Origin of the sequence: Paenibacillus prosopidis (genome assembly GCF_003337375.1) — a bacterium.
Lineage (GTDB): Bacteria > Bacillota > Bacilli > Paenibacillales > Paenibacillaceae > Pristimantibacillus > Pristimantibacillus prosopidis.
Map to the genome: position 1 here is coordinate 332,802 of NZ_QPJD01000001.1, position 24,768 is coordinate 357,569.

At 48.3% G+C, this 24,768-nt stretch carries 12 protein-coding genes; 10 read left to right on the top strand and 2 right to left on the bottom strand.

Annotation, left to right across the window (positions count from 1 at the left end):
- Nucleotides 1–6 precede the first annotated feature (6 nt).
- From DFP97_RS01405 to DFP97_RS01415, 3 genes are all read left to right on the top strand, one after another.
- Entirely contained in the window at nucleotides 7–435 is a 429-nt protein-coding gene (locus DFP97_RS01405; protein ID WP_114378179.1) for a VOC family protein, read from the top strand.
- Between the two features lie 61 nt (nucleotides 436–496).
- Entirely contained in the window at nucleotides 497–919 is a 423-nt protein-coding gene (locus DFP97_RS01410; RefSeq protein ID WP_114378180.1) for a VOC family protein, read from the top strand.
- Between the two features lie 307 nt (nucleotides 920–1,226).
- Nucleotides 1,227–7,472: an OmpL47-type beta-barrel domain-containing protein gene (locus DFP97_RS01415; RefSeq protein WP_114378181.1), complete on the top strand. Its 6,246-nt coding sequence runs from the start codon at nucleotides 1,227–1,229 to the stop codon at nucleotides 7,470–7,472.
- A 187-nt stretch (nucleotides 7,473–7,659) separates the two neighbouring features.
- On the opposite strand, the gene DFP97_RS01420 is transcribed toward DFP97_RS01415, so the two are convergent.
- Nucleotides 7,660–9,735 (bottom strand): alpha-amylase family protein, encoded by a 2,076-nt coding sequence (locus DFP97_RS01420; protein WP_114378182.1) that lies wholly within the window; start codon nucleotides 9,733–9,735, stop codon nucleotides 7,660–7,662.
- A gap of 215 nt (nucleotides 9,736–9,950) precedes the next feature.
- On the opposite strand from DFP97_RS01420, the gene DFP97_RS01425 reads away from it, so the two are divergent.
- From DFP97_RS01425 to DFP97_RS01445, 5 genes are all read left to right on the top strand, one after another.
- On the top strand, nucleotides 9,951–11,315 hold the full coding sequence (locus DFP97_RS01425) for an acyclic terpene utilization AtuA family protein (RefSeq protein ID WP_114378183.1): 1,365 nt from the start codon (nucleotides 9,951–9,953) through the stop codon (nucleotides 11,313–11,315).
- Between the two features lie 3 nt (nucleotides 11,316–11,318).
- Complete coding sequence (locus tag DFP97_RS01430; RefSeq protein WP_114378184.1) at nucleotides 11,319–11,660, top strand: AtuA-related protein; 342 nt, start codon at nucleotides 11,319–11,321, stop codon at nucleotides 11,658–11,660.
- Between the two features lie 25 nt (nucleotides 11,661–11,685).
- Entirely contained in the window at nucleotides 11,686–12,825 is a 1,140-nt protein-coding gene (locus DFP97_RS01435) for an acyl-CoA dehydrogenase family protein (RefSeq protein WP_114378185.1), read from the top strand.
- 72 nt (nucleotides 12,826–12,897) lie between these two features.
- Nucleotides 12,898–14,442, top strand: a complete 1,545-nt coding sequence (locus tag DFP97_RS01440) for an acyl-CoA carboxylase subunit beta (RefSeq protein ID WP_114378186.1) — start codon at nucleotides 12,898–12,900, stop codon at nucleotides 14,440–14,442.
- Between the two features lie 73 nt (nucleotides 14,443–14,515).
- The gene (locus DFP97_RS01445) at nucleotides 14,516–15,298 is read left to right on the top strand and encodes an enoyl-CoA hydratase-related protein (protein ID WP_114378187.1); all 783 of its coding nucleotides are present in this window, start codon (nucleotides 14,516–14,518) and stop codon (nucleotides 15,296–15,298) included.
- 378 nt (nucleotides 15,299–15,676) lie between these two features.
- On the opposite strand, the gene DFP97_RS01450 is transcribed toward DFP97_RS01445, so the two are convergent.
- Nucleotides 15,677–16,867, bottom strand: coding sequence for an MFS transporter (locus DFP97_RS01450; protein ID WP_114378188.1), 1,191 nt, complete (start codon nucleotides 16,865–16,867; stop codon nucleotides 15,677–15,679).
- 99 nt (nucleotides 16,868–16,966) lie between these two features.
- Here DFP97_RS01450 and DFP97_RS01455 point away from each other — a divergent pair, with 99 nt between their 5' ends.
- Nucleotides 16,967–17,914 (top strand): helix-turn-helix transcriptional regulator, encoded by a 948-nt coding sequence (locus tag DFP97_RS01455; RefSeq protein ID WP_114378189.1) that lies wholly within the window; start codon nucleotides 16,967–16,969, stop codon nucleotides 17,912–17,914.
- A 268-nt stretch (nucleotides 17,915–18,182) separates the two neighbouring features.
- Nucleotides 18,183–24,596: a GH32 C-terminal domain-containing protein gene (locus DFP97_RS31305; protein ID WP_245975815.1), complete on the top strand. Its 6,414-nt coding sequence runs from the start codon at nucleotides 18,183–18,185 to the stop codon at nucleotides 24,594–24,596.
- Nucleotides 24,597–24,768: the final 172 nt, after the last annotated feature.

A 24,768-nucleotide genomic window follows, 5' to 3' on the forward strand; every position in this document is an offset into this window, starting at 1 on the left:
GAGAAAATGGCTGTTGATGTTTATATTAATTTTAACGGAAACTGTCGTGAAGCAGTAGAATTTTACGCAGAGGTGTTTGGAACAGAAAAACCGCAAATTATGACCTTTGGAGAAACGCCGCCCGATCCAAACTTTACTCTTCCCGAGGAAGCTAAAAATTTAGTCATGCACACACGGCTTAACATTAGTGGAAGCAATGTTATGTTTTCTGATACTTTTCCTGGTATGCCTTTTGTTGCAGGAAACAACGTAAGCCTTGTAGTGAACAGTAAGGACATGGATGAGATTAAATCTTTATTCCATAAACTGAAAGAAGGCGGCAAGGTAGGCATGGAGCTTCAAGAAACTTTCTGGAGCAAATTATACGGCAGTGTAACGGACAAGTTCGGAATTGAATGGCAATTCAACCATAACAGCGAAGAAATGGCTATGTAATTTCATAGGTTAAAACAAAAAGGGATATGGAGCTTAATCCAAACTCAAGGAGGAATAACCTATGACCGTCAGACTTACCCCTTATATAAATTTGGAGGGAAACGCTAGGGAAGCTATTCAGTTTTATGAACAAGCACTCGGTGCCGAAGTCCTCTCAATCATGACTTACGGAGATATGCCAGAAATGTCTAATACGTTCACCGATGATCTAAAGAAACTTGTAGCACATGCAAAGTTACAAGTTGGTGGAACGGAACTCATGTTTTCGGATGCTCCATTTGGTTCACCTATTGAAAAGGGCAAACAGGTAACAATTTGCATTTCAACGAACGACGTGGAAGAATCAAAACGAATTTTTGAGGCCTTGCGGCAAGACGGTCAAGTCAATATGCCATTGGAAGAAACCCCTTTTAGCCCTGCATTTGGTGATGTAACGGACAAATTCGGCGTGACCTTTCAAGTTTATACTGAAATTCAAAACTAAATTACGGATAAAGAGTTGCCCAAAATGATGGAGCGACTCTTTTTTTACTTTCGAGGTAAAACCGCCATTCTATAGGGCGGTTTTTCTTATGTTCAGACAACAACAATCAAGAACTCGAACTTTTAGATTTGGAGTCGAATTTATGCGCAGATTAACCAAGTTTGGAGTAATGTGGGATATTTCGGAGGATGTTGTAATGGGTTTTAAAGAAAATTGATAAAAAACGAATAATTTTACAATAGATAGAGCGCTTTCATAATGATAGAGTTAATTCTGCAAGCACATTACTTAAGGGGGGAAATTACATATGACGTTTCTGAAAGGGCTTAATTTTGGAAAAAGATTTAATAAGCGTTTTTTGTCGATAGTTGTTTCCATTAGTTTGTTGGCAACGTTCCTGCCTTTTTCGCCAGGAGTTTCGGCAGCAGACCAATCGTTTTTTACGGATTATCAACCAACGGTTAATGAGGTAATCGATGCAAGCGGTTTCAAACATCCTGGTGTCGGACTTACCAAGGATATTCTTGAAAATATGAGGACACAGGTACGGGCACAAAAAGAACCTTGGAATACTTACTTTAATCAAATGATCACTTCTTCAACCGCTGCAAAGAACGTTGGCTCAAGCAATCAGGGCTCCGAACCAACGAAACCGGGCAGTGATGCTTTTAACAGCCAGGGCTTTAATCAGAGATTTATACAAGACGGTTTGAAGGCTTATACCCAGGCTATTTTGTATTATGTAACAGGTGATGAGGTTTATCGGTCAAATGCCATGCGCATTATCCGAATTTGGTCTCATATGGACCCTGCGAAATACGCGTATTTTAATGATGCGCATATTCACACGGGAATCCCGCTCAACCGTATGGTTACTGCAGCAGAAATCTTGAGATATACAAGCACCCAAACACCAGAACTGGTGTGGACGGATCAAGATACAACCGATTTTACGAATAATCTGATCAATCCGGTAATCGAAACCTTCCAACATACGAATTACCGCTTTATGAACCAGCATCTTTATCCGTTGATTGGAGCCATGTCAGGGTATATATTTACGGGCAACACAGAACGGTATGCTGAGGGAGTAGAGTGGTTTACCGTTAACAAGACAGCCGTTGACCAAGGTCAAAACGGCGCTATTAAACAATTGTTTAGATTGGTAGACACCAATATCGTAACAGGAGAGCCGGTTAATCCCCCAGTGGTTCAGCATGTCGAAATGGGCAGGGACCAGGCGCATGGCGCCGGAGACGTAACCAATATGGAAATTTTATCGCGTTTATTGATGGCCCAAGGGACAAAGGTAGATCCGGTGGAGGGGACGATTTCTACAGCGCCGAATGCGGTCGGTCCATACGAATTTCTCGATAACCGGATCTTGAAAGCTGCCGACTTCTTTGCCCGGTACATGATTGGTTACGATACACCATGGATACCGGTTGCGGCACATACCGATATAAATGGAGCTCCGACCATCATTTATAAACATCTGGCTGGCGGTTATAGAGGAAGAATTGGCGGTAATGTGTACGACCTGTACTATTACTATAAATATACGGCAGGAATAAATATGGAGACAGTAGCTCCATACTTTACCGAGATGTTTAACAAGAGACTGCCTTTCCACTGGGAGTCGCCGGATGCAGGCGCGGATTATTGGCTGTATATCCCTCAAGCAGCTGAGGCCGAGGGTGCACAGCACCTTCCTAAACCGATAACAAATCCGGACTTGAGAGAAATAGAAGACCGATACACGAAGCTTGACAGCAACTCTGCTACACAGCAAGAGGGAGATACCGCTTTCGTCCGGATTACGGCAACGGAAGGGGGAAGCAAAATTGCCTATGTTGGCGCCGGCACCGGTGAGAGAACCGTTGCATTCAAGATTCGGACCAATGGCGTAGCGAAGATGGAAGCGTTTGGCGATACCATTACACTGCCGGATACGAAGGGTCAATGGAGATATATCAGCTATGCGTTCAATAATTTCCAAGGGTTCGGAGATCTCGTTTATTTCACTGTAAAAGGAGCCGGCACTGTGGTTGACATGGACCACGTTAATGTAAAAGCCGGCGTACAGCTGACTCCTCCCGTATTTACAGCAGGAAGTGCAGACTTAAATTTATTTACCTATGTGGGGTCTGAGGCAGCAATCAATTACGATTTCTCTGCAACAGACGCAGGTGCAACGGATGTCGTTTCCTATCAGGCCGATCTTTTACCTGCGGGCGCTGTGTTCAATGAGACTACCGGCGCATTTTCCTGGACTCCAACACAAGCGGGAACGTATTCCTTTGTCGTGAGTGCTTCAGACGGCACGACGATTACGACCAGGGACGTTACCATTGTTGTAGCAAACGATCGGCAATCTGCTGTTAACGCAGTCATTGCACCTTATCAGGCAGACACACTTTATATTTCGTCAACGCTTGAACATTATCAAAATGTGCATGCTGACGTAATGAATCAAATCGCTAGCGCAACGGATGACGTTTTTTATCAAAAGCTATTTGAGTTGAATAGTGCGGTTCAAGGTCTTCAAAAATTGACGCCTTTGATTAATGACGGAAGCGTTAATTATACGAATATGTTTGTTAGTTCGACCTTTGGAAATGGTTCCCCAAGCCTTCTTGACGGAACGAATGATAGTTTTGTATGTTTCTGTGTCGCACAAGACCGGACGCACCACATGGATTTTGGGCCAAGCTACAAAATTTCGGCAAATGCCTTCGAGCTTCAGGTACGGGCAAGCTTCCCTGAACGTATAGGCGGCGTTGCAATCTTCGGCTCCAATGACAAAGAGACTTGGACCCGTTTGACGCCCGGCCTGACAACGGTTACGGAAGAAATGCAGAGACTTGAGGTACAAGACGATCTCGAAAATCAGCGGTTCCGCTTCTTGAAAATACAAATGATTCAGCCGTCAAGTACGATGCTGGAAATCGCTGAATTTAGAATCTTTGGCCAGCGTTTTGAGACTGTAAACAAGCTGGAATCCGTTTCGATCGGCTCGGAGCAAAGCTTGAAAAACCGAATCATTCCGGGCGATACGATCAAATTGTCCTTCAAGTCTACCGAACAGATTCAAGATGTAGCAGCCACGATTCAAGGCCAAGCTGCAACGATTTCTACGGTTGACAATCTGAACTGGACAGCGACGCTGGTTGTAGATCCGAGCGTGCAAACAGGTACAGTCAAATTTAAGCTCAATTACAAAACGGCAGCTGGAGTTGCTGCGGCCGAAACCATCTTTACAACGGATGGCTCTACTATATTTATTTCCGATCAGACAGGTTATGTTTCCAATCTGCTTGAGATCGCCAACTTAAGCGATTCAAGCGGAAGAAATCCGGCAGATCTCTTGGCAACGGCAAGCACTCTGTTTGATAGCAATTTAGGGACGTTTACCGATTTCCGTCTAAATGGCAGCGGCTATGGCGGATACCTTACCTTCGACTTTAAAGAAGGCGGCGAGGCCAGACTTTCGAAGGTGGAAGTGATTGGAAGACAAGATGGTTTCTCTGGCCGAATTAATGGCACAGTGGTGCAAGGCTCCAACGACAATGTGACATGGACAACCATCTCTAATGCAGCATGGAATACAGCGGAATGGCAGACGCTTACGATTAACGGTACAAACCCATATCGTTATATCCGTATAACAAATGGAAACCAATGGTTTGGTAACATGTCAGAATTAAGATTGTATGGCGATGTTCAAATCAAGTCCAAGCTTGATTCGGTTTCGATCAGCTCGGCACAAAGCATTCAAAAACGAATTATCAAGGGCAACACGGTCAAAGTAGCCTTCAAGTCGACCGAAATGATTAATAATGTGAATGTCAATATTCATGGCCAAGCTGCAACGGTGTCCACGGCTGATAATATCAACTGGACAGCAGAGGCCGTGATGGGCAATAGCGTAAGTTCTGGCCCAGTGAACTTCAGCATCAATTACAAAACGGCAGCCGGAATCGATGGGCCGGAAAAAACGACGACAACCGACAACTCATCGCTGTACATTGCCGACGAGACAGGGTTGATTAGCAATGTGCTTGGCATCACGACGTTAAGTGATTCCAGCGGAAGAAATCCGGCAGATCTCTTGGCAACGGCAGGTAATTTATTTGACAGCAATGCAGGTACAATTACCGATTTCCGTGTAAATGGCAGCGGTTATGGCGGATACCTTACCTTTGACTTTAAAGAAGGCAATCTGGTCACACTGTCGAAGGCAGAGGTGCTTGCAAGACAGGATAGCAATTATACCAGAATCAGTGGTGTAGTGGTTCAAGGCTCGAGCGATAATACGAACTGGACGACCATTTCCACAGCAGCAGGAAAGTCGATGGATTGGCAGACCTTAAGCATTAGCGGTACTGTACCCTATCGTTATATCCGCATTTACAATGCCAACCAATGGTTTGGCAATATGTCAGAATTGCGGTTGTATGGCGCAGTTGAAGCCACGAACAAAATCGAGACGGCTTCAATCAGCTCGGCTCAGAGCCTTAAGACGAGGATTGTGCCAGGCAATACGGTAAAATTGTCCTTCAAAGCAAAAGAAGCGATCAATAACGTACAGGTCAAGATTCAAGGTCAGGATGCAACGGTTAGTTCTGCCGATAACATCAACTGGACAGCAGAGGCGACCTTAAATCAAGGTGTGGCAGTAGGAAACGTAACATTCGCTGTTAATTACAAGACACTAAGCGGAGTGGACGGGTACCCGGCGAAATCTACAACAGACGGCTCCAAGCTGTATATTGTCGATGAGTCGGATTTGATTAGCAATGTAACAAGCATCGCAAATCTCATTGATTCCACTTCAGGAAGAACTGCAGCAACAACCTTGTCAATCACGAATAGTCTGTTTGACGGCAATTTAGGTTCAATAACGGATTACCGTTTGAACGGCACTGGATCGGGAAGCTATATTACCTTTGACTTTAAGCAAGGCAATCAAGCTACGCTTTCGAGTGTAGAGCTGATTGGAAGACAAGAAAGTAATCTGCTTGGCAGAATTAAGAACACTGTGATCCAAGGCTCTAACGATAATACGACCTGGACGGATCTCACAACAGCAGCTGTAGCTTCTGGGGATTGGCAAAGCCTCCCGGTCAGCAGTAAAGTACCATACCGTTATATCCGAGTTTGGAATTGGAGTGCGTGGTTTGGAAATATGGCTGAACTGAGACTGCATGGGGTAGTGAAAGCGGCAGACGTGACGTCTCCGGTTACAACCGATAATGCGCCGCAGGGTTGGGTCAATCAGGATACGACGGTCAGCTTCAACGCTGCTGATGAAAGCTCCGGTGTGGCGGCTACCTATTACAAAGTTGACGGCGGCGCGCAGCAAACCGGGAACATGGTTACGTTGACTACCGAGGGAACGCACACGTTAGTGTACTGGAGCGTTGACTGGGCAGGCAATGTGGAGCAGCAGCATACGGTTGTTGTGAACATTGACAAGACGATTGAGGGTGCAACCTTCGCTGCAGACATCACAGGGCCAACCAATCAGGATGTCACTGTAACGATCAGTTATCCGGTCGACGCGGTGGTGAAGGAATACAAAGTAGGCGACAGCGGCGCATGGACAGCGTACACCGCACCTGTGGTCGTATCGACCAATGGCACAGTGTATGCGCGGAGCACGGATGCTGCGGGCAACGTGGCGATTGTGACGAGCTACACGCTCAGCAATATCGATAAGACAGCGCCGGCTGACCCAGCGTTGTCGGCTGATACTATTGTTCCAACAAATCAAGATGTCACCGTAACGATCAGCTATCCGGAAGACGCTGCGGTGAAGGAGTACAAAGTAGGCGACAGCGGCGCATGGACAGCATATACTGCACCTGTGGTTGTTTCTGCAAACGACACGGTGTATGCGCGAAGCACGGATGACGCGGGCAACGTATCGAATGTCAGTAGTTATGCCGTAAGCAATATCGATAAGATTGCGCCTGTTACAGCCGCAACTTTGAATCCGGCAGCGCCTAACGGGAGCAATGGCTGGTATACGTCGGATGTAACGGTAAGCCTGTCTGTATATGACTTATCCGGTGTGGCAATAACCGAATATCAGGTAAATAACGGGTCCTGGATTGCTTACACAGATTCCATCCCAGCATTCGGCGATGGGGTTTACACCGTCAATTTCCGCAGCACTGATCTGGTAGGCAATGTAGAACAAATCAAAACCGTTGAATTTAAGGTTGACAAGACGGCACCGGAGCTATATGTCCAATTGGATCAAACTACAATTTGGCCGGGAAATCATAAAATGGTGACCGTTAATGCCGTGCTGAATTCGAACGATAACGGGTCGGGCGTTGAATCTGTGGTGTTAACGTCCATTACGAGCGATCAACCAGATAGCGGTCTGGGTGATATTGAAGCTGATTTTGGTACAGCCGACACTTCATTCAGCTTGCGTGCGGAAAAAGCGCGCATCTATACGATTACGTACACGGTAACCGACAAAGCGGGCAACAAAACGGTTGTATCGGTAAACGTCACAGTACCTCATGATCTAGCGTGAATGAATAAGATGAATACAGTTTCGGGGAGGAAGGCCTTGGCGCCTTCCTCCTTTATTTATAAACAAGGTCATTTTTTTGATATGGAAAATTACATTAGAAAAGGGCTGCCGTGTGGCAGCCCTTCATTACGCTATAACTGTTATTCTCGGTTTCTATCTTGACAGGAGAAGGAACTTTTAAGGAAGGCTAACCCCCGTTAAGGTGAACATTTTCCAAATCGGCATGTGTCGTCTTCATGATGTTCACCATATCTGCATACGGCTGATCCTGCTGATTGACCAGGCCGACGTTGTAGCTCTCGCCGTCCGAACGCCCGGTGACCGGCTGATCGTAGTACGAATACCAGCCTGAGCCGACAAACAACGGATGCGCGGCCTGGCTTTCAGCAAAAGCTTGGTAAGCCATTCCTCTTTCCCTTATGTTTGTTGTCATCGTAGCCGCACTGATATAGGAAAGTCCGCGTTCGGACGAGCCGAATGAATGTTCCAGATTCAACAGAGGCTTCCCGTAATTTTCGTATCTGGAAATCCAACTTCCATCTCTAGTATAACTGTCCACAGAAAAGGCATCTACAAACCCCATAGCCGCATGATCCCAATCCAAGCTGGTTCGCCAAGTAGGAACGATAGACGTGCCCAGAAACAAATGGTTCGGATCGTATTTTTTAATAATGTCCCTGATCGTGGAATGGTATGTTCTGGATGCCAGCCTGATATATTCCGATATATCTACCGCGGGAACTTTGGCGATATCGATCGGAGTATTTTTCAAAGTGTCAAACGATACCGCGTTCGTACCCAGTATCTGATTGACCGTGGCGAGGTTGCTATTATATCTTGGCGCAAGAAAGTCCACGAATGCGCTTTTCGCCGGCGAGGACGAAGAGTAAGTTAGCAAATCTTTTACGATATCGGCATTCCAACCCGCTTCATTATCGTAGGTATAGCCGATCAACCACTTGCTGTATCTCGCATTATAAATCTGTGTCTTCAGCGCGTTCTCGATGATAGGCCCGCTCTGCGGGTCAAAAACGTCGTACGTCCATAGTATCCTTCTCAAATTCGAGGGGTCTTGCAGCGATTGAATGAACGGAAAAGTTATGTTTTTCGGTTTGGTCCACTTGCTGAAGGTGTTAAAGCCCCACTGGATCAAACGCTTCTTCGTGATATCCTCCCATTTCGACTCAAATCCGCTTCCGTATTTTTTCATGACATTGGCAATGACGAAGCTGACATATTCGCCGCCCGCATCTCTGGTGTAGGCGGGAGCGTAAGCGGTACGATCGGGCAATTCCTCAAAAATCTGCTTGTAGGTGCCGTCCGGTTTCAGGGTCGGCGTCTTATATCCGGACTCCCACAAACTTGCTGCATCCACTCCTTTAATAATAAAAGGATATCCGTCCGGCGTTATAAACCACCATTTGCCGTTAATGGTTTGAAGCCTGAAGTACCCGGTGCTTGCTTGCTTTCCTAAGCTTTTAATGCCTCCATATTGATCATATCTTGTAGGATCAAGTGAAACGTTCGCTAGGGCAATGGCCTCATGCGCATATTCCAGCTGCAGCTGCTCTTCAGATGTAACCTTTCCCGACCAGGTTTCATTCATCCATTGACCGAACTTGTCCACCAGCAGGGCTTCCTTCTTCAATTCAGCTTTCAATCCATCCCCGTTTAGAGCGGGTCCCGGATTTTGCCCCTCGACGCCTGTACCTCTATCAATCTCAACTTCTGTCAGCGGAATATGTTGATAGGCTTGGGTACGCCTAATGTTCAGCACGATAAACCTGACCGTCTTGTTTGACATCGGAATGGTTACCGAATAGTTTAAATCGGTGCCTGTTCTTACGTGTCTGGTTGCAATGTAATACCCCGTTGCCGACTCGGGACGGTACTTTACGGTAATGTCCTTAAATCCCCAATATTTGTTTGGTGAATTCAACACCAAGCGAATCTGGTCCAAAGGGTAGTCCTTCAACAGATCAATAACCACATTTACAGTTGAATGAGAGGTTGCACTGCCCATCCAGCCTGCGTAAGCCGGGGTTCCGTCGAACAAGACGCCGTCAGCCGAGGATATAACCCCTGACTCTTTCAAGTCGGGAGAGTTCCCTCCGTTTGGAGCAGGGCTATGAATATAGTTTCCTGTCTTTAGCATAGTGCCTTCACCTCTAACTTTACTGATTGGGACAAAAACAGTTGTGACGAAAATTGCCAACAAGAAAATCAAAATACTGCCGCTATTAAACTTGCATCTTTTTTTCATAGTATGCAGAGCCTCCAGTTAGTGATACAACCTTTATCGTCAGCTCGAACGAATAAACAAATAGGTAAACAGGCATGGTCAAATATGCTTAAGCCAAAATAGGCTTAATTTTTTTGTGTTTTTATCGTAATTGTATCCTTATCGAATAGGGTGTTCAGCTGCTCCATACAATGGTTATTAAGGAACTTGCCGTAAAAAGCCGAAGGGGGGACGATGTGAAAAAGATACGGATTGGGGCGGGACAGGGATTTTACGGAGATTCCATTTTACCTGCAATCGAGACGGCCAAGAGAGGGGATGTCCAATATCTATGCTTTGATAGTCTGGCTGAGTTAACGCTGGCCATTCTGCAGAAGGACCGGCAGAGAGACCGGGCCAAGGGATATGCAAGAGACATTTCCGTAACGATGAGGGAGCTGCTTCCTTTTGTCAAAGAGAAGGGCATTAAAATTTTGACCAATGCCGGGGGAATGAATCCGCTGGGAGCCCAGCAGGAGATACTTCGAATCGCCGGGGAGCTTGGCATAAAAGGACTTAAAGTGGCAGTAGTCACAGGCGATGATGTTATAGATCAATTACAGGCATGGGAACAGCAGGGGATATCACTGGCTCACATGGAAGATAGAAGAGAAGTTGAGGCTATTAGGAGCCGGATTGTATTTGCCAATGCCTATTTGGGAGCGGGTCCCGTTGTGGAAGCGCTGCAGCAGGGAGCAGACGTTATCATAACCGGACGAACGACCGATTCCGCTCTTTTCCTAGCTCCGCTTATCTATGAATTTGGCTGGGGACAGGAGGATTGGAACCGGCTGGCTCAAGGCATACTGATGGGCCATCTCATGGAGTGCTCCGGGCAGGCAACGGGAGGAAATTACAGCGGCGATTGGCAATCTGTTGAGGATTTAGACAGCATCGGCTTTCCTGTAGCGGAAATAAGGGAGGACGGAGAGTTTTTCCTGACCAAGACGGAAGGAACAGGCGGGCTTGTTTCCGTAGATACCGTAAAGGAACAGCTGCTTTATGAGATACACGACCCGTCCGCTTATATGACGCCGGATGTTGTTCTGGACCTGACGGGCGTTCAATTGCAGGATGCCGGCGTGAATCGTGTCCATGTGACAGGAGCCCGCGGTACGAAGCGTCCCGATACGCTGAAGGTTGTCATGGGATATTCGGACGGCTGGCTGGGGCAAGCGATATGGGGGTATTCCTGGCCTGACGCCTTGGCTAAGGCTAAAGCTGCAGACCGCATCATTCGCAATCAAATCCAGCGGATGAATTTGCAATATATAGAGGTCCAGACGGATTATCTCGGATACAATTCCTTACACGGGCCGCTCGCGAGGGAGCCGGCGGAAGAGCCCAATGAAGTGTATTTGCGTATGGCCGTGCGCACCGGCAGCAAAGAAGATGCGGCTAAGCTCGGCAGATTGGTCCCCCCGCTTATGCTTAGCGGCCCTCCCGCAATGGGCGGCTTCCTCGGTATGATGAAGCCGCGCGAGCTGCTTGGCATGTGGTCCTGTCTCGTTCCGCGGGCAATTGTCGAAAGCGGAGTTCAGGTGAACGTCTTGGAGGTGTAGGCAATGGCCTTAGTACAGCTTCGGCAGGTTGCGCAGGCGCGTTCCGGCGATAAGGGGAACACGGTGAATATTGCTGTTTTTGCCTCGGATGCATCCGCATATGAGGTGCTGATCAGAGAAGTAACCGCTGAGCGGGTAAAGGCGCATTTTGACGGACTGGTAAGCGGAGAAGTGACTCGTTATTTAGTGCCTAATCTCCATGCGATGAATTTTGTCTGCAGGGGGGCATTAAGCGGAGGAGGCTCTGCGTCAATGAGAATGGATAATCTCGGAAAATGTTATGCGGCAAGCTTGATGCGATTGGAAATCGAAGCCGGGGACAGCGTTAATCTCTCCAAGTCATAAGCCATAAGCAGAGAGGTTGTGGGCTATGCATTTCGATTTAACCGCTGAACAAACGATGATCAGGGATTTGATCCATGAGTTCGCACAATCGGAGGTTGCCCCGGGGGCGATTGAAAGGGACCGTACAGGTGCATTTCCGACCGAAATATTCGCGAAGCTTGCGAAGCTCGGGTTAATGGGGCTGCCATTTCCCGAGCAATACGGGGGTGGAGGAGCAGATACGATAAGCTTTGCGATTGTCGTGGAGGAGCTCAGCCGGGCCTGCGCATCCACAGGAATTACCTACTCCGCCCACATCTCTTTGGGGGGAGCGCCCCTTGACCGATTTGGAACAGAGGAGCAGAAGGCGGACTATTTAACTCCGCTATGCGAAGGTCAATATCTGGGCGCCTTCGGGCTGACGGAGCCGGATGCCGGCTCCGATGCGGGAGGAACCCGGACTGCAGCCGTCCTCGAAGGGGATAAATGGGTGATAAGCGGCTCCAAATGCTTTATTACCAATGCCAGCTATGCCCGCAACCTCGTTCTGACCGCAGTAACTGACAAGTCTAAAGGAACTAGCGGTATAAGCGCTTTTATCGTGCCTACGGATACGCCCGGTTTCACGGTGCTCGATAACTACGAGAAAATGGGGCTGCACGCTTCAAATACTACCGAGCTTGTGCTTGATCAAGTGGCTGTACCCAGAGAAAACCTTCTAGGCATCGAGGGCAACGGTTATAAACAGTTTCTGGCTGTCCTTGACGGAGGAAGGATAGGAATTGGAGCCATGGCTGTCGGAATTGCGCAAGGCGCATACGAGAAAACGCTCTACTATGCCAAACAAAGAAAGCAATTCGGGAGTACATTATCTACCTTTCAGGCAATCCGGTTTAAACTGGCGGATATGGCGATGAATATTGAATTGGCCCGCAACATGGTCTATAAGGCTGCTTGGCTTAAGGATCAAGGAAGAGGATTTAAGAAGGAGGCAGCCATGGCCAAATTGTTTGCTTCGGAGATGTGTATGAGAGTCTGCGATCAGGCTGTTCAGATTCATGGTGGCTATGGCTATATGAGAGAGTATGAAGTGGAGCGCTGCTTGCGTGATGCCAAGCTTTTGGAAATAGGGGAGGGAACCTCGGAGATCCAACGGATGGTGATCGCAGCTCAGATCGGATGTTAAATGAAAGCGTGCTAGACGCAGCCGCCTCAATCCAGTAAACGCCACCCGGTATTCAAAGGGGAGTGCTCGAACATGTCGAATGAAGTTGAGTCTGGGAAAGCCACTTTGCAGGAGCGGATCGACCGGATCAAAAAGGGAGGCGCCTCCAAATATCACGAAAAAAATGCGGAGCAGGGAAAGCTGTTTGTCCGTGAACGGTTAAAGCTGCTGTTTGATCCGGAATTCGAGCTCGAGGATGCCCTGTTTGCCAACTGCAGCGAGAAAGACCTGCCGGCTGACGGGGTCGTAACGGCTATTGGGAAAATTCATGGTCAGACGGTATGTGTGATAGCGAACGATTCGACCGTCAAAGCCGGTTCGTGGGGAGCCAGGACGGTGGAAAAAATGATTCGTATGCAGGAAACCGCGGATAAAATGCGGGTGCCGCTGCTATACCTGATCGATTCGGCGGGCGCACGGATTACGGACCAGGTAGAGATGTACCCGGGGCGTCGCGGCGCCGGAAAAATTTTTTACAATCAGGTGAAGCTATCGGGGAAAATCCCGCAGGTTTGTTTATTATTTGGTCCGTCCGCAGCCGGAGGAGCTTATATTCCTGCGTTTTGCGACATTGTTATTATGGTCGAGGGGAATGCTTCCATGTATCTTGGCTCCCCGCGGATCGTGGAAATCGTTACAGGGGAGAAGGCAACCTTGGAACAGCTGGGCGGCGCCAAAATGCACTGCTCCGTATCCGGCTGCGGAGATGTGCTCGCTTATAGCGAAGAAGAAGCGATTGCGCTTGCCAGAGACTATCTTGCTTATTTTCCCGCCAATTTTTCGGAAAAACCTCCTGTTCGGGAACCGCAGCCCGCTGTAAATCTGGAAAAATCACTGGAAGACATTATCCCGGGGAATCAGTATACGGCGTTTGATATGTACGACTTCATTGAACGGATTATTGATGAAGATTCATTTTTTGAGATAAAGAAGCTGTTCGCCAAAGAGCTTATTACCGGATTAGGGCGATTTGCCGGGAGGGCGGTTGGCATCATCGCCAATCAGCCGCGGGTGAAGGGCGGGATCTTATTCCACGATTCTGCTGACAAAGCCGCTAAATTCATTTGCTTGTGCGACGCTTTTCAAATTCCACTGCTGTTTCTGGCTGATGTTCCCGGTTTTATGGTTGGCACAAGAGTCGAACAGGCGGGCATTATCCGGCATGGCGCGAAAATGATTACTGCCGTATCGGAAGCGACGGTGCCGAAAATTTCCGTTATTGTCCGCAAAGCTTACGGAGCAGGGTTATATGCAATGGCCGGACCGGCGTTCGAGCCCGACTGCTGCCTGGCTTTGCCTTCCGCCCAAATTGCCGTGATGGGAGCTGATGCGGCGGTAAACGCTGTGTATGCGAATAAAATTGCCGAATTGCCGGAATCCGAACGGGCCGGTTTCATAGCAGGCAAGCGGGAAGAATACAATAAAGATATAGACATATACAACCTCGCCTCCGATATGGTCATCGACGGGATTATCCCTGCCAATTCCTTGCGAAGCGAATTGATTAAACGGTTTGACGCCTATTCCTCAAAAAGCATCGCAGCCGTAGAGCGAAAGCATCCCGTTTATCCGGTGTAACCAGGAGGGGGCGTATATCAGGGTAATTTGAGAAGGGAAATGGAGCTAAAGGGTTTTCACGGAGGTGGAATGCATGAGCAGGCCGGTGCTCTGGGAACAGCATGGGCATATCGGTTATATCCGGCTTAATCGCCCGGAGGCTTTGAATGCAATTAATTATGACATGCTGGACGCGCTTGGCGAAATAGTGGAAACGATCGGGCAAAATCCGCGCGATATTCGTGTGGTGATTTTAGGGGGCGAAGGCCGGGCATTTTGCTCAGGTGCGGATTTAAAGGAACGCATAATGCTGAGCGAACAGCAGGTACGCCGGAACGTACAGAAGATCCGTAAGGTGTTCTCCTTGCTTGAACGGCTGCCGCAGCCTACGATTGCGGCGATAAACGGGTATGCATTTGGAGGAGGTATGGAGCTTGCGTTATGTTGCGACTTCCGTTATTCGATCCGTGAAGCTAAGATGGGGCTTACGGAGGCCAGTCTTGGTATCATCCCTGGCGCTGGAGGCACGCAGCGGCTACCGCGTCTCATTGGAGCGTCCAAAGCGAAAGAGCTGATTTTGACAGCACGGAAAATTTCTGCGGATCAGGCCTTTGAGATAGGGCTGTTGAACGGCGTGGCGGATGACCGGGAACAGCTGAAGGAAATGAGTGAAGGATTGGCCGCCGAAATACTCGCCAATGCTCCTTTGGCCGTCTACCAAGCGAAGGCTGCGATCGACAAAGGCATAAATACCGATCTGGCGACGGGAATGGACTTGGAATTCAAAGCCTATGAAGCAACCATAGCGACAAAAGACCGGCTTGAGGCGCTGGAGGCGTTCCGCGAGAAACGCTCTCCGCGTTTTACCGGGGAGTAGCGGGTACCGGGTCATTTTAAGTAATTTTTAGAGACAGTCGATTCACTCGTAAAATGTGAAGAATTACGGTTGTTCATTTGGCTCCAGTGGAGGTTCGAATGGCGGTTTTACCGACTGAAATAGAGGAAAACTTAGGCGTTATTCATCGTTTTTTGGCGTTCAGAGGTCAAATCAGTCTGAATAAGACCAAATGACCGTTATACAACCTCGACCTATGAACTTTGGTTAGTTAATCGACAGTCTCTGAACTACAAGCAAAACTAATTCAATGAGTTAGGTCTTTTGTGTCTCCAATAGAAAGCGGGCTTGCTTGAGAGACCGGGATGCCGGCATTTCCCGGATTTACCAAATTCCCATCCACGTTTTCTCAAGCCGCCTTTAACCTACGGGTTCGGTTTTTACCTCGGCTTTTTCCGCTTGATTCGACAGAACCCCGCTTGAGATAAATACGAGCAGCGAGCACGCCAGGCAGATTCCCGTAAAAACTCCTACAGCAGCATAACCGTTAAACACCACATAAAGCATTCCGGCCATCCATGCTCCGAACGTTGTCGCCGCATTCATGGTTGATGTAGCCAGACTTGAAATAGTGCCGCGGATGGCCGGATTTAAACTGTTAAGCAGCCCCACCATAAGCGGGAACAGAATACCGAGGATAGCGAAAATGAAAAAGTAAGCCCCTTTGACTATATAAACCGACGACACATAAGGCAATGCGATATAAGCAGCAATGACGATGAGCATTCCCGCCGCCATAGTCTGAAACGGATTTAACGCTTTGATCACATAAGGACTGCATATGCTGCCGAGCAAATTGCCAAGCCCCAAAAAAATGATCACATATCCTGCCTCATCAATCGAAAGATGAAAGCGGTCCGTCATCCATTTCCCGAGAAAAGCAAAGGCGGCGCTGCTCCCTAGATGTACAAAAAAGTAGGCGAGGAAGGTGCCTCTCGCTTTGCCGCTTGTCAGCAGGGGGACGTATCTTTTTAATAAAGACGGCTTAGCCCCTTGCTGCCCGTGCGGTTTCATGCTGGGCACGGCGAAAAAGACCGCAACCGCCAGCAGCAGTGAAAATATGCCGATGGCCCAGAATGGATGAGACCAATTGCCTGCCGCCAGCAGGCTTCCGATCGGCACGCCGAGCGCTTGAGAGGCAGCGAGCCCTGCGTAGGCGACGCCCAGCACTTTGCTGATTTTGGCCGGGGGAAACAGGGTCGGAATGGCTGCCCACACTTGCGGTGCTGTAAATGCCGCGCTGACTCCCGCCAAAAAACGGAACAAGCACATGGTCCAAAAGTTGGCGGCGAAGCCGCACAAGCATGTTGAAACTGCGAAGCATACGAGACCGGAAAGCAGCACTTTTTTTCGGTCCCATCCATCGGATAAAGGTCCGGCGATCAGCGCAAACACCGCCGAACCCAAGGTGTAGGCTCCAATCATCCATCCGGCCATTCCGGTAGGTACGCCGAACATACTTTGCAGTGTTGGAATCAGCGGAGAGATCAGAAACGTATCCGTACCGATAACGAACATGACAAGAAAAAATAACACGATCATTTTTTGCATTTGCTTCACCATTTCCTTTTATATTTGATCTTGAACCCTATTGTAGAGGATAATAGTGACAAGAATTGTCATGAAATCTAAAATAATTGGAGCCAAGTCATGTCTAAATCGAAACGTTTGTTGGAACTGATGATGACGGTCAACCGAAAACGGAAATTTACGGTTAAAGAGCTTGCCCTGGAGTTTGGCGTGTCCACGAGAACGATGTTAAGGGATCTTCAGGAATTAAGCGAACTGGGGGTCCCGCTTTATTCGGAGGTAGGTCCTCACGGCGGTTATCAGGTGTTGAAGGAAAGAATTTTGCCGCCCATCGCATTTTCCGAAGAAGAGGCTGTCGCCATGTTTTTTGCGGTGTATGCCCTCCGTCATTATTCTTCTCTGCCCTTTGAGGCGGAATCTGCTTCCGCATTGGACAAATTTTATTTGCATATGACCGGGGACGTTCGCGACCGCATTGATGAAATGAAAAACCGGGTGGACTTCGTGTCGCCAACGAGACAGCAGGAATCCCCTTATTTATCGATCCTACTCGAAGCAGCCGTTCAGCAAAAGGTGTTACTCATCGAGTACGGGGCGCGGGAAGATGAGGCATGCCGAAAAATACAACCAATCGGAATTTATGCCAATAGCGGCTTGTGGTTTTGTCCGGCTTATTGCTTTCTACGTAAAGATTTTCGCATATTTCGCTGCGATCGAATTCATTCGGCGGTATATGATGCTGACGGTACGGAGCCTATGGATCTGCGGCATGTACATCTTGGAAATAAGGAGTCGTTTTTCCAAACGGAGAAGGAGTCGGCTGAGCTTTATGCGGAACTGAGCCAAAAAGGCGTCCAAATGTGCGAGGCTGTATTATGGCTGGGCTCCCATTTGCATATCCGGGAGGATGGTACCGGGTGGCTGGAAGGTCCGATTCCTCAGAGCGACCTCACTTTTTATGCCAGATTTTTTATCGGATTGGGCAATGAGGTGACAGTAAAGCAGCCTCCGGAGCTGATAGGTTATATGAAACGGCTGTTCGCGGAAATCATGTCCAAATATGATTAGAAACCTATCAGCTGCCGGTCTAGCGGACAGCTTTTTTTTATTGACAAAAACAAATTATTCAAATAATCTTAATATTGCCAGTGAATATAAACGTTTGCGTAAACGTTTACACTCTAGCAGCTCAGATAAAACTTATCATAGAAGAAATCTTGTTTCTTATTATGACAACGCTTACATTCCGGTATTTTGGCAAATCTTAAAAGGGGGTTGATAGGGGCAGCCGTATTACGCATTGAAGATGAAATTGACTAGAGGAGAAGTGTTAGCAATGAAACGAAAAAGTTGGCTCAAAAAGTTAACAGCAAGAATGGTCATTCTTTCTATGTTATCGAGCTTTTTTATGATCAACACTCCTACGATAGTAAAAGCGGCAACCACCATTACAAATCCCAGCTTTGAATCCGGGAATCTAAACGGCTGGACGACGGTCAGCGGAACAGCATTTAGCGCAGCAGATGTTACAACGGATACCGATTATTGGAACTTGCAAAAGTTTAACCAGCATAATTTTTGGCATATTTGGGGCGGGAAGGGCGACAACTCCAAGGTTGGCGTCATGAAATCGGAGACGTTTACCGTAGGCGGCAACGGGTTGATGGATTTCCTCATCGGGGGAAACAATGACATCAACAATTTGTACGTCGCATTGGTCAGAAACTCCGACGGCGTGGAACTGCTGAAATCGACTGGAAGCAATACGGACGCCTATTCGACTGTGAACTGGGATGCTTCGGCGTATATCGGAACCGTATGCTACATCAAAATTGTGGATAGCTCGACGAGCGGTCACATTAATATAGACGATGTGAATGTCCCGCCTGCCGCTTCGCTAAATAATCATGTGGAGCCGGCCATCTATAACCATGATTTTGAATATACGGACCTTGTCCCATGGGAGATCAAGGGCTGGATAAATGTCAGCGGAGACGCTTTTGCTCCGAGCAGTCTTACGCACGAAACGAATTACAGCCAAGGAGGGAAGTTCCTCAAAAACGGCAGCTACCACCTTTGGGGTGCTAAAGCCGACGGGGATGGAGACGTAGGCGTCCTTAAGTCCGAAACCTTTACGCTAAGCGGCAATGGGGGCGTGGACTTCTTAATCGGCGGGGGCAAAGACAGCAGCAACCTGTATGTTGCGCTCGTCCGGGCTTCGGATGGAACGGAATTGTTCAAGGAAACCGGACGCAATTCTGAAATGTATCAGAGGGTATTTTGGGATGCAGCAGCCTATATCGGGCAGGATCTGTACATTAAAATTGTTGATAATGCTACCGGCGGATGGGGCCATATCAATGCGGATGATTTTCATGTATTGAATTCCCAATATGCAGGCGGGCTGCTGGGACATTGGAAATTGGATGAAAATACGGGGAAGGTCGCTGCCGAAACCGTAACGGGAACGACGGATCCGATTGAGTATCACTTGAATACCGGTGTCTATCAGTCGTCTCAGGATCCGTTATGGAAGAGCGACGGCATCAGCAACAGCGCGCTGCTGTTTGATGGCTATTCTACATGGATCACACGTACACCTGATAAAATTCCGGTTCCTCAAAAAGCAATTACCGTTGAAGCATGGGTTGCGCCAAGAAATTTTGAGCATGGCGATGAAGGCCGGCTTTCCGCGATTGTCAGCCAGGGCAACCGTGAAGCAAAAGAAGGCTATATACTGGGCAACTTCCGGCACGGTACATGGGGCTTCCAATTCGGTACAGGCAGCAATTGGCGTGAAGTCATGTCGGATACGCTGTTGCCTCTCAATGAATGGTCTTATATTGTTGCCACTTATGAAAGCGCTACCGGAATGGTGGCGTTGTACCAGAACGGGAAACAAGTGGCAACAGCGAACTTCCCTCCAGGCGAACAAATTGTACCTAGTGCTACCGATTTATTAATCGGAAAAAACAGCCAGAGCATGTGGCTCTATGGCTACTCGTTAAACATGTTCAGCGGTTTGATGGACGAAGTGAAAATTCGCAATTTGGCTATGGGCTCTGTAGAAGTAGAGCATTCATACAGCGGCTATGTGACAGCTCTGGGTGGAAACTTGCCTACAGCAAATGTGAAAATCGACCGCAGCGTAATGGCCAATGATACGCAGCGTCCTCAGTTCCATGCGGAGCCTTCCGCACACTGGCAGAATGAACCGGGCGGAGCTATCTATTTTAACGGACTTTATCATATCTTCTATCAGAGTGCTCCGAGAGGGCCTTATTGGAATCATATCCGTTGGGGGCATATGGTCAGCAGCGACATGGTGAAATGGAGAGATGCAGAGGATTCCGTTATTCCAGGCAGATATGACGTCGACCCTGAAGGCGCATGGGCTGGCGGAGCGGTCGTGGACGATAACGGCGTGCCGACCATCTTCTACACAGCCGGCGATGACAGAAAATCGCCGAATCAGCGCGTGAATATTGCCAGAAGCAATTATCCGGTCGATCAAGATAATGATTTGAATCAATGGAATAAAAATATGAATGTTGTTGTTGATCAGCAGGCAGGACAAGGCATGACGGGAGAGTTCCGCGATCCGTTCGTGTTCAAAGACGGCAACGAATGGTTCATGCTCGTTACTTCCGGCATCTCCGGACAAGGCGGTACGGCATTGGTTTATTCGACAACGGATTCGAGCTTCCAGTCCTGGACTTACCGCGGTCCGTTATATACCGGTAATGCAACGACTTATCCGTTAACCGGACAAGTATGGGAGCTGCCGCAGCTGCTTCCGCTCGGAACAAGCGGCAAGCATATCTTTATGATCAACCCGGCCAAAATGGCGCAAACCGAACGTCAATCCCGCTATACATGGTACTGGATCGGCACATGGAATAAAACGACAGCTACTTTCACGCCGGACAATGCTGCGCCGCAGCTGTTTGACGTAGGAGATCATTTTACCGGGCCTGCTGCATTCAATACACCTGACGGCAGAACGGTCATTTATACGATCGCACAGGGCAGAAGAACGGCAACGATGGACTACAATGCAGGTTATGCCCATAACTTTGGACTGCCGTTAAGCGTATACTTGCGTCAGGATGGCAAGCTGGGAATGGAGCCGATTTCCGAATTAAATTCGCTTAGGGGGACGCAGCTGGTTAATATTACGACCGATACGTCGTATTCGGCAGCAAATACAGCCCTTTCGTCGATATCCTCGGATATGCTTGAAATTGAAGTGGAGATCGACCCCGGCTCGGCTAATGAAGTCGGCTTAAGCGTACGCCGTTCCCCTAATGCGGAAGAAGAAACGATCGTTTACTACAAGAAGAGCTCGACTGAATTTTGGGTGAACCGGACCAAATCGAGTCTGAATCCGGACGTAGAGAAGTGGTACCAAGGCGGTATCGCCGACATCGGTACGGAAAATATTAAGCTGCGTACATTTATTGACCGTTCCATGGTTGAATCGTATTTGAACGGCCTCAAAGCATTAACGACAAGAGCTTACCCGACCCGCAGCGATGCGAAAGGCATCAGAATTTGGGCCAACAGCGATACAGGCACAGTTGTAATCAAGAAGTTGAAAGTATGGGAAATGAATTCGGCATATCCGGCAGTCAATCCGACAAGCGTTTCCCTGCCGTCATCCAAGACGATCATAAATGGAGACAGCCAGCTATTGCGGGCGACGGTTACACCTGCGGATGCATCGAATAAAGATGTCATTTGGACTTCCAGCAACAATGCGGTTGCATCTGTAGTCAACGGAAAAGTAACCGCTAAGTCCGTAGGAACGGCGACTATTACGGCAAAAACCCGGATCGGGAACTTTACGGCAACCAGCGCGATTACCGTTACAGCGGAGCCTGCCCATGAAGGCTTAATCAATGGCGACTTCGATGACAATCTTTCCGGCTGGACGGTCCTAAGCGGCAATGCGTTCAGCAGCCAAGATGTAACAGACGCTAACGATTGGGGTTGGGGGGGACCGTTTAATCAACACGGCAGCTATCATTTATGGGGCGGGAAAGACGGCGGGGACAGCCAAACCGGATCGATCCGCTCACAGAAATTTGTTCTTGGAGGCAATGGACAGATTAACTTCCTGGTTGGCGGCGGCAACAATATTTATGATGAATATGTTGCGCTGGTCCGGAGTTCGGACGGGAAAGAACTGTTTAAAGTAAGCGGCGGAGACAAAGAATCGTATACGCGAGTTTACTGGGATGCTTCCGATTACATCGGAGTCGAGTGTTATATCAAAGTTGTGGACAATGCAACGGGAGGATGGGGTCACATTAATGTGGACGACTTCCAAGTACCCGTACAGCCTCCAACAACGACGAACATCACCAACCCTGACTTTGAAACGGGAAGCTTATCCGGCTGGACGATTGTAAGCGGTACTGCTTTCAATAATCTCGATGTAAGCACGGATACCACTTACTGGACTCCGGCTCGTCCGTTCAACCATAACGGCACGTACCATATGTGGGGCTTTAAAGACGGCGGAGACAGCCAAGTCGGCGTAATGAAATCGAGCACTTTTACTCTGTATGGAACGGGCTGGATTGACTTCCTGATCGGCGGCGGCAATGACCTCAGCAATGAATATGTTGCACTCGTCAGAGCATCCGATGGAGCGGAGCTGATGAAGGCAACAGGTTATAACGACGAGGGGTACACCCGGTTGTTCTGGGATGCGTCCGCGTATATCGGTGAGCAGGTATATATCAAAGTTGTAGATAATGCGACGGGCGCATGGGGTCACATTAACGTGGATGATTTCCATGTTTACAATACGGCAAGCGATATAACGACAGCAGACCGGTATGAGCAGTACCGCCCGCAGCTCCATTTCTCGCCGGACCGGAAATGGATGAATGATCCGAACGGCCTTGTTTATTACGATGGTGAATATCATTTGTTCTATCAGCATAACCCTACGGGCACCACATGGGGACCCATGAGCTGGGGCCATGCTGTCAGTACCGATATGGTTAACTGGCAGGATCTTCCGATTGCGCTTGAACCGGATGCGAACGGCTTTATCTGGTCCGGTTCGGTCGTTGTTGACACAAACAACACAAGCGGCTTCCAAACAGGCACGGTTAAACCAATGGTCGCCATGTTTACGCATGAAAGCGGCGGTACGCAGGTGCAAAGCATCGCTTACAGCAACGATAAAGGAAGAACATGGACGAAATATGCTTCAAATCCGGTTATTACGATGCCTGCAGGATTGACGGTGTTCCGCGATCCGAAAGTATTCTGGCATGCTGGCACCAGTAAATGGGTGATGGTTATTTCCGCTGGAGACCGAGTGCAAATCTATACGTCTTCGAATTTGAAATCATGGACATATGCCAGCGAGTTCGGAAGTACGCACGGATCGCATGCCGGCACATGGGAAGTACCGGATTTATTTCCTTTGGCGGTTGACGGCAATGGAGCTAATACGAAATGGGTAATGACAGCCAGTATTAGTAATGGCGCTCCAGCCGGCGGATCGGGAACGCAGTATTTTGTCGGATCGTTTAACGGAACGACCTTTACAAATGATAATTCAGCGGGAACTGTGCTTTGGGCTGACTTGGGCTCCGATTTTTATGCCGGCATTTCCTTCAGCGATATTCCGGCTGCGGATGGCCGCCGGATTATGCTTTCGTGGATGAACAACTGGAATTACGGGCAAAGCATTCCAACCTCGATATGGAGAAGCTCGATGACCATTCCGCGTGAGCTAAAACTGACGGATACGGGTGGGGGCGCTGTAAGAATGACGCAAACACCAGTTGCAGAGCTGTCCGGCATACGCGGAACGAGCAACAGCTGGACGAACCAAACGATAACTCCGGGCAGCAATTTGATTTCCGGCGTGACGGGCAATACGGTAGAAATTGTTGCTGAATTCCAGAACAATACGGCCACCGCAACCGAATATGGCTTTAAAGTACGGAAAGGCGGCAGTAATTTCACAACAATCGCTTACAATAAGGCGAATTCCAAATTTTTCGTTGACCGGACCGCATCCGGCGAATCGCATTTCGACAGCAGTTTTGCGGCAAAACATGAAGTAACCATGTCAGCGGAAAATAATAAGATCAAAATGCGAATTTTTGTAGATCGTTCTTCCATCGAGGCATTCGGTAATGACGGTAAGGTGTCCATCACGGATCAAATCTTCCCGGATCTTGCCAAAAATGGACTTGAGCTTTATTCGACGGGCGGAAATGTAACGTTGAACAGTCTTACCATCTACCAATTAGGAGCGACGACTGAATTGTTGAACCATGATTTTGAATCCGGAGATTTAACCGGTTGGACGGTAGTCAGCGGTACAGCCTTTAGCAATAAGGTTGTCTCGGAAGACAGAAACTGGGGCTGGGGCGGATTGTTTAATAAAAGCAATGTGTACCACTTGTGGGGATATAAAGCGGGAGATGCTCCTGTAGGGGTGTTGAAGTCGGCAAACTTCATTGTCGGCGGCAGCGGAAAGATCGATTTCTTAATCGGCGGCGGCAACAACCTCACGAATCTTTATGTAGCTCTCGTAAGAGTTTCCGACGGTGTGGAGTTGTTAAAAGCAACGGGTGCCAACAGCGAGGCTCTCTCGCATGTCATTTGGGATGCTGCAGCCTATAAAGGTGTCAATTGCTATATCAAGATCGTAGATAACAACACCGGCGGCTGGGGTCACCTCAATGTAGACGATATTAACGTACCCGTAAAGTAGCTGCGGATGCAGGCGGCTTATTTGTAAGAGTGTTAGGTAGTCTGCTATAAATGACAAGGACACCATAAGGGTGTCTCTAAAGGGGCTGTCTCAAAAGCGGTAAGTTCGCTTGTGAGACAGCCCCTTCTCTCATTGGGTATGATAGTGTTGTAATAACATAAACATTAATTAA

Coding starts and splice junctions, on each gene's coding strand:
- DFP97_RS01405 (WP_114378179.1), top strand. CDS start 7: ATGGCTGTTGATGTTTATATTAATTTTAACGGAAACTGTCGTGAAGCA.
- DFP97_RS01410 (WP_114378180.1), top strand. CDS start 497: ATGACCGTCAGACTTACCCCTTATATAAATTTGGAGGGAAACGCTAGG.
- DFP97_RS01415 (WP_114378181.1), top strand. CDS start 1,227: ATGACGTTTCTGAAAGGGCTTAATTTTGGAAAAAGATTTAATAAGCGT.
- DFP97_RS01420 (WP_114378182.1), bottom strand. CDS start 9,735: ATGAAAAAAAGATGCAAGTTTAATAGCGGCAGTATTTTGATTTTCTTG.
- DFP97_RS01430 (WP_114378184.1), top strand. CDS start 11,319: ATGGCCTTAGTACAGCTTCGGCAGGTTGCGCAGGCGCGTTCCGGCGAT.
- DFP97_RS01435 (WP_114378185.1), top strand. CDS start 11,686: ATGCATTTCGATTTAACCGCTGAACAAACGATGATCAGGGATTTGATC.
- DFP97_RS01440 (WP_114378186.1), top strand. CDS start 12,898: ATGTCGAATGAAGTTGAGTCTGGGAAAGCCACTTTGCAGGAGCGGATC.
- DFP97_RS01445 (WP_114378187.1), top strand. CDS start 14,516: ATGAGCAGGCCGGTGCTCTGGGAACAGCATGGGCATATCGGTTATATC.
- DFP97_RS01450 (WP_114378188.1), bottom strand. CDS start 16,867: ATGCAAAAAATGATCGTGTTATTTTTTCTTGTCATGTTCGTTATCGGT.
- DFP97_RS01455 (WP_114378189.1), top strand. CDS start 16,967: ATGTCTAAATCGAAACGTTTGTTGGAACTGATGATGACGGTCAACCGA.
- DFP97_RS31305 (WP_245975815.1), top strand. CDS start 18,183: ATGAAACGAAAAAGTTGGCTCAAAAAGTTAACAGCAAGAATGGTCATT.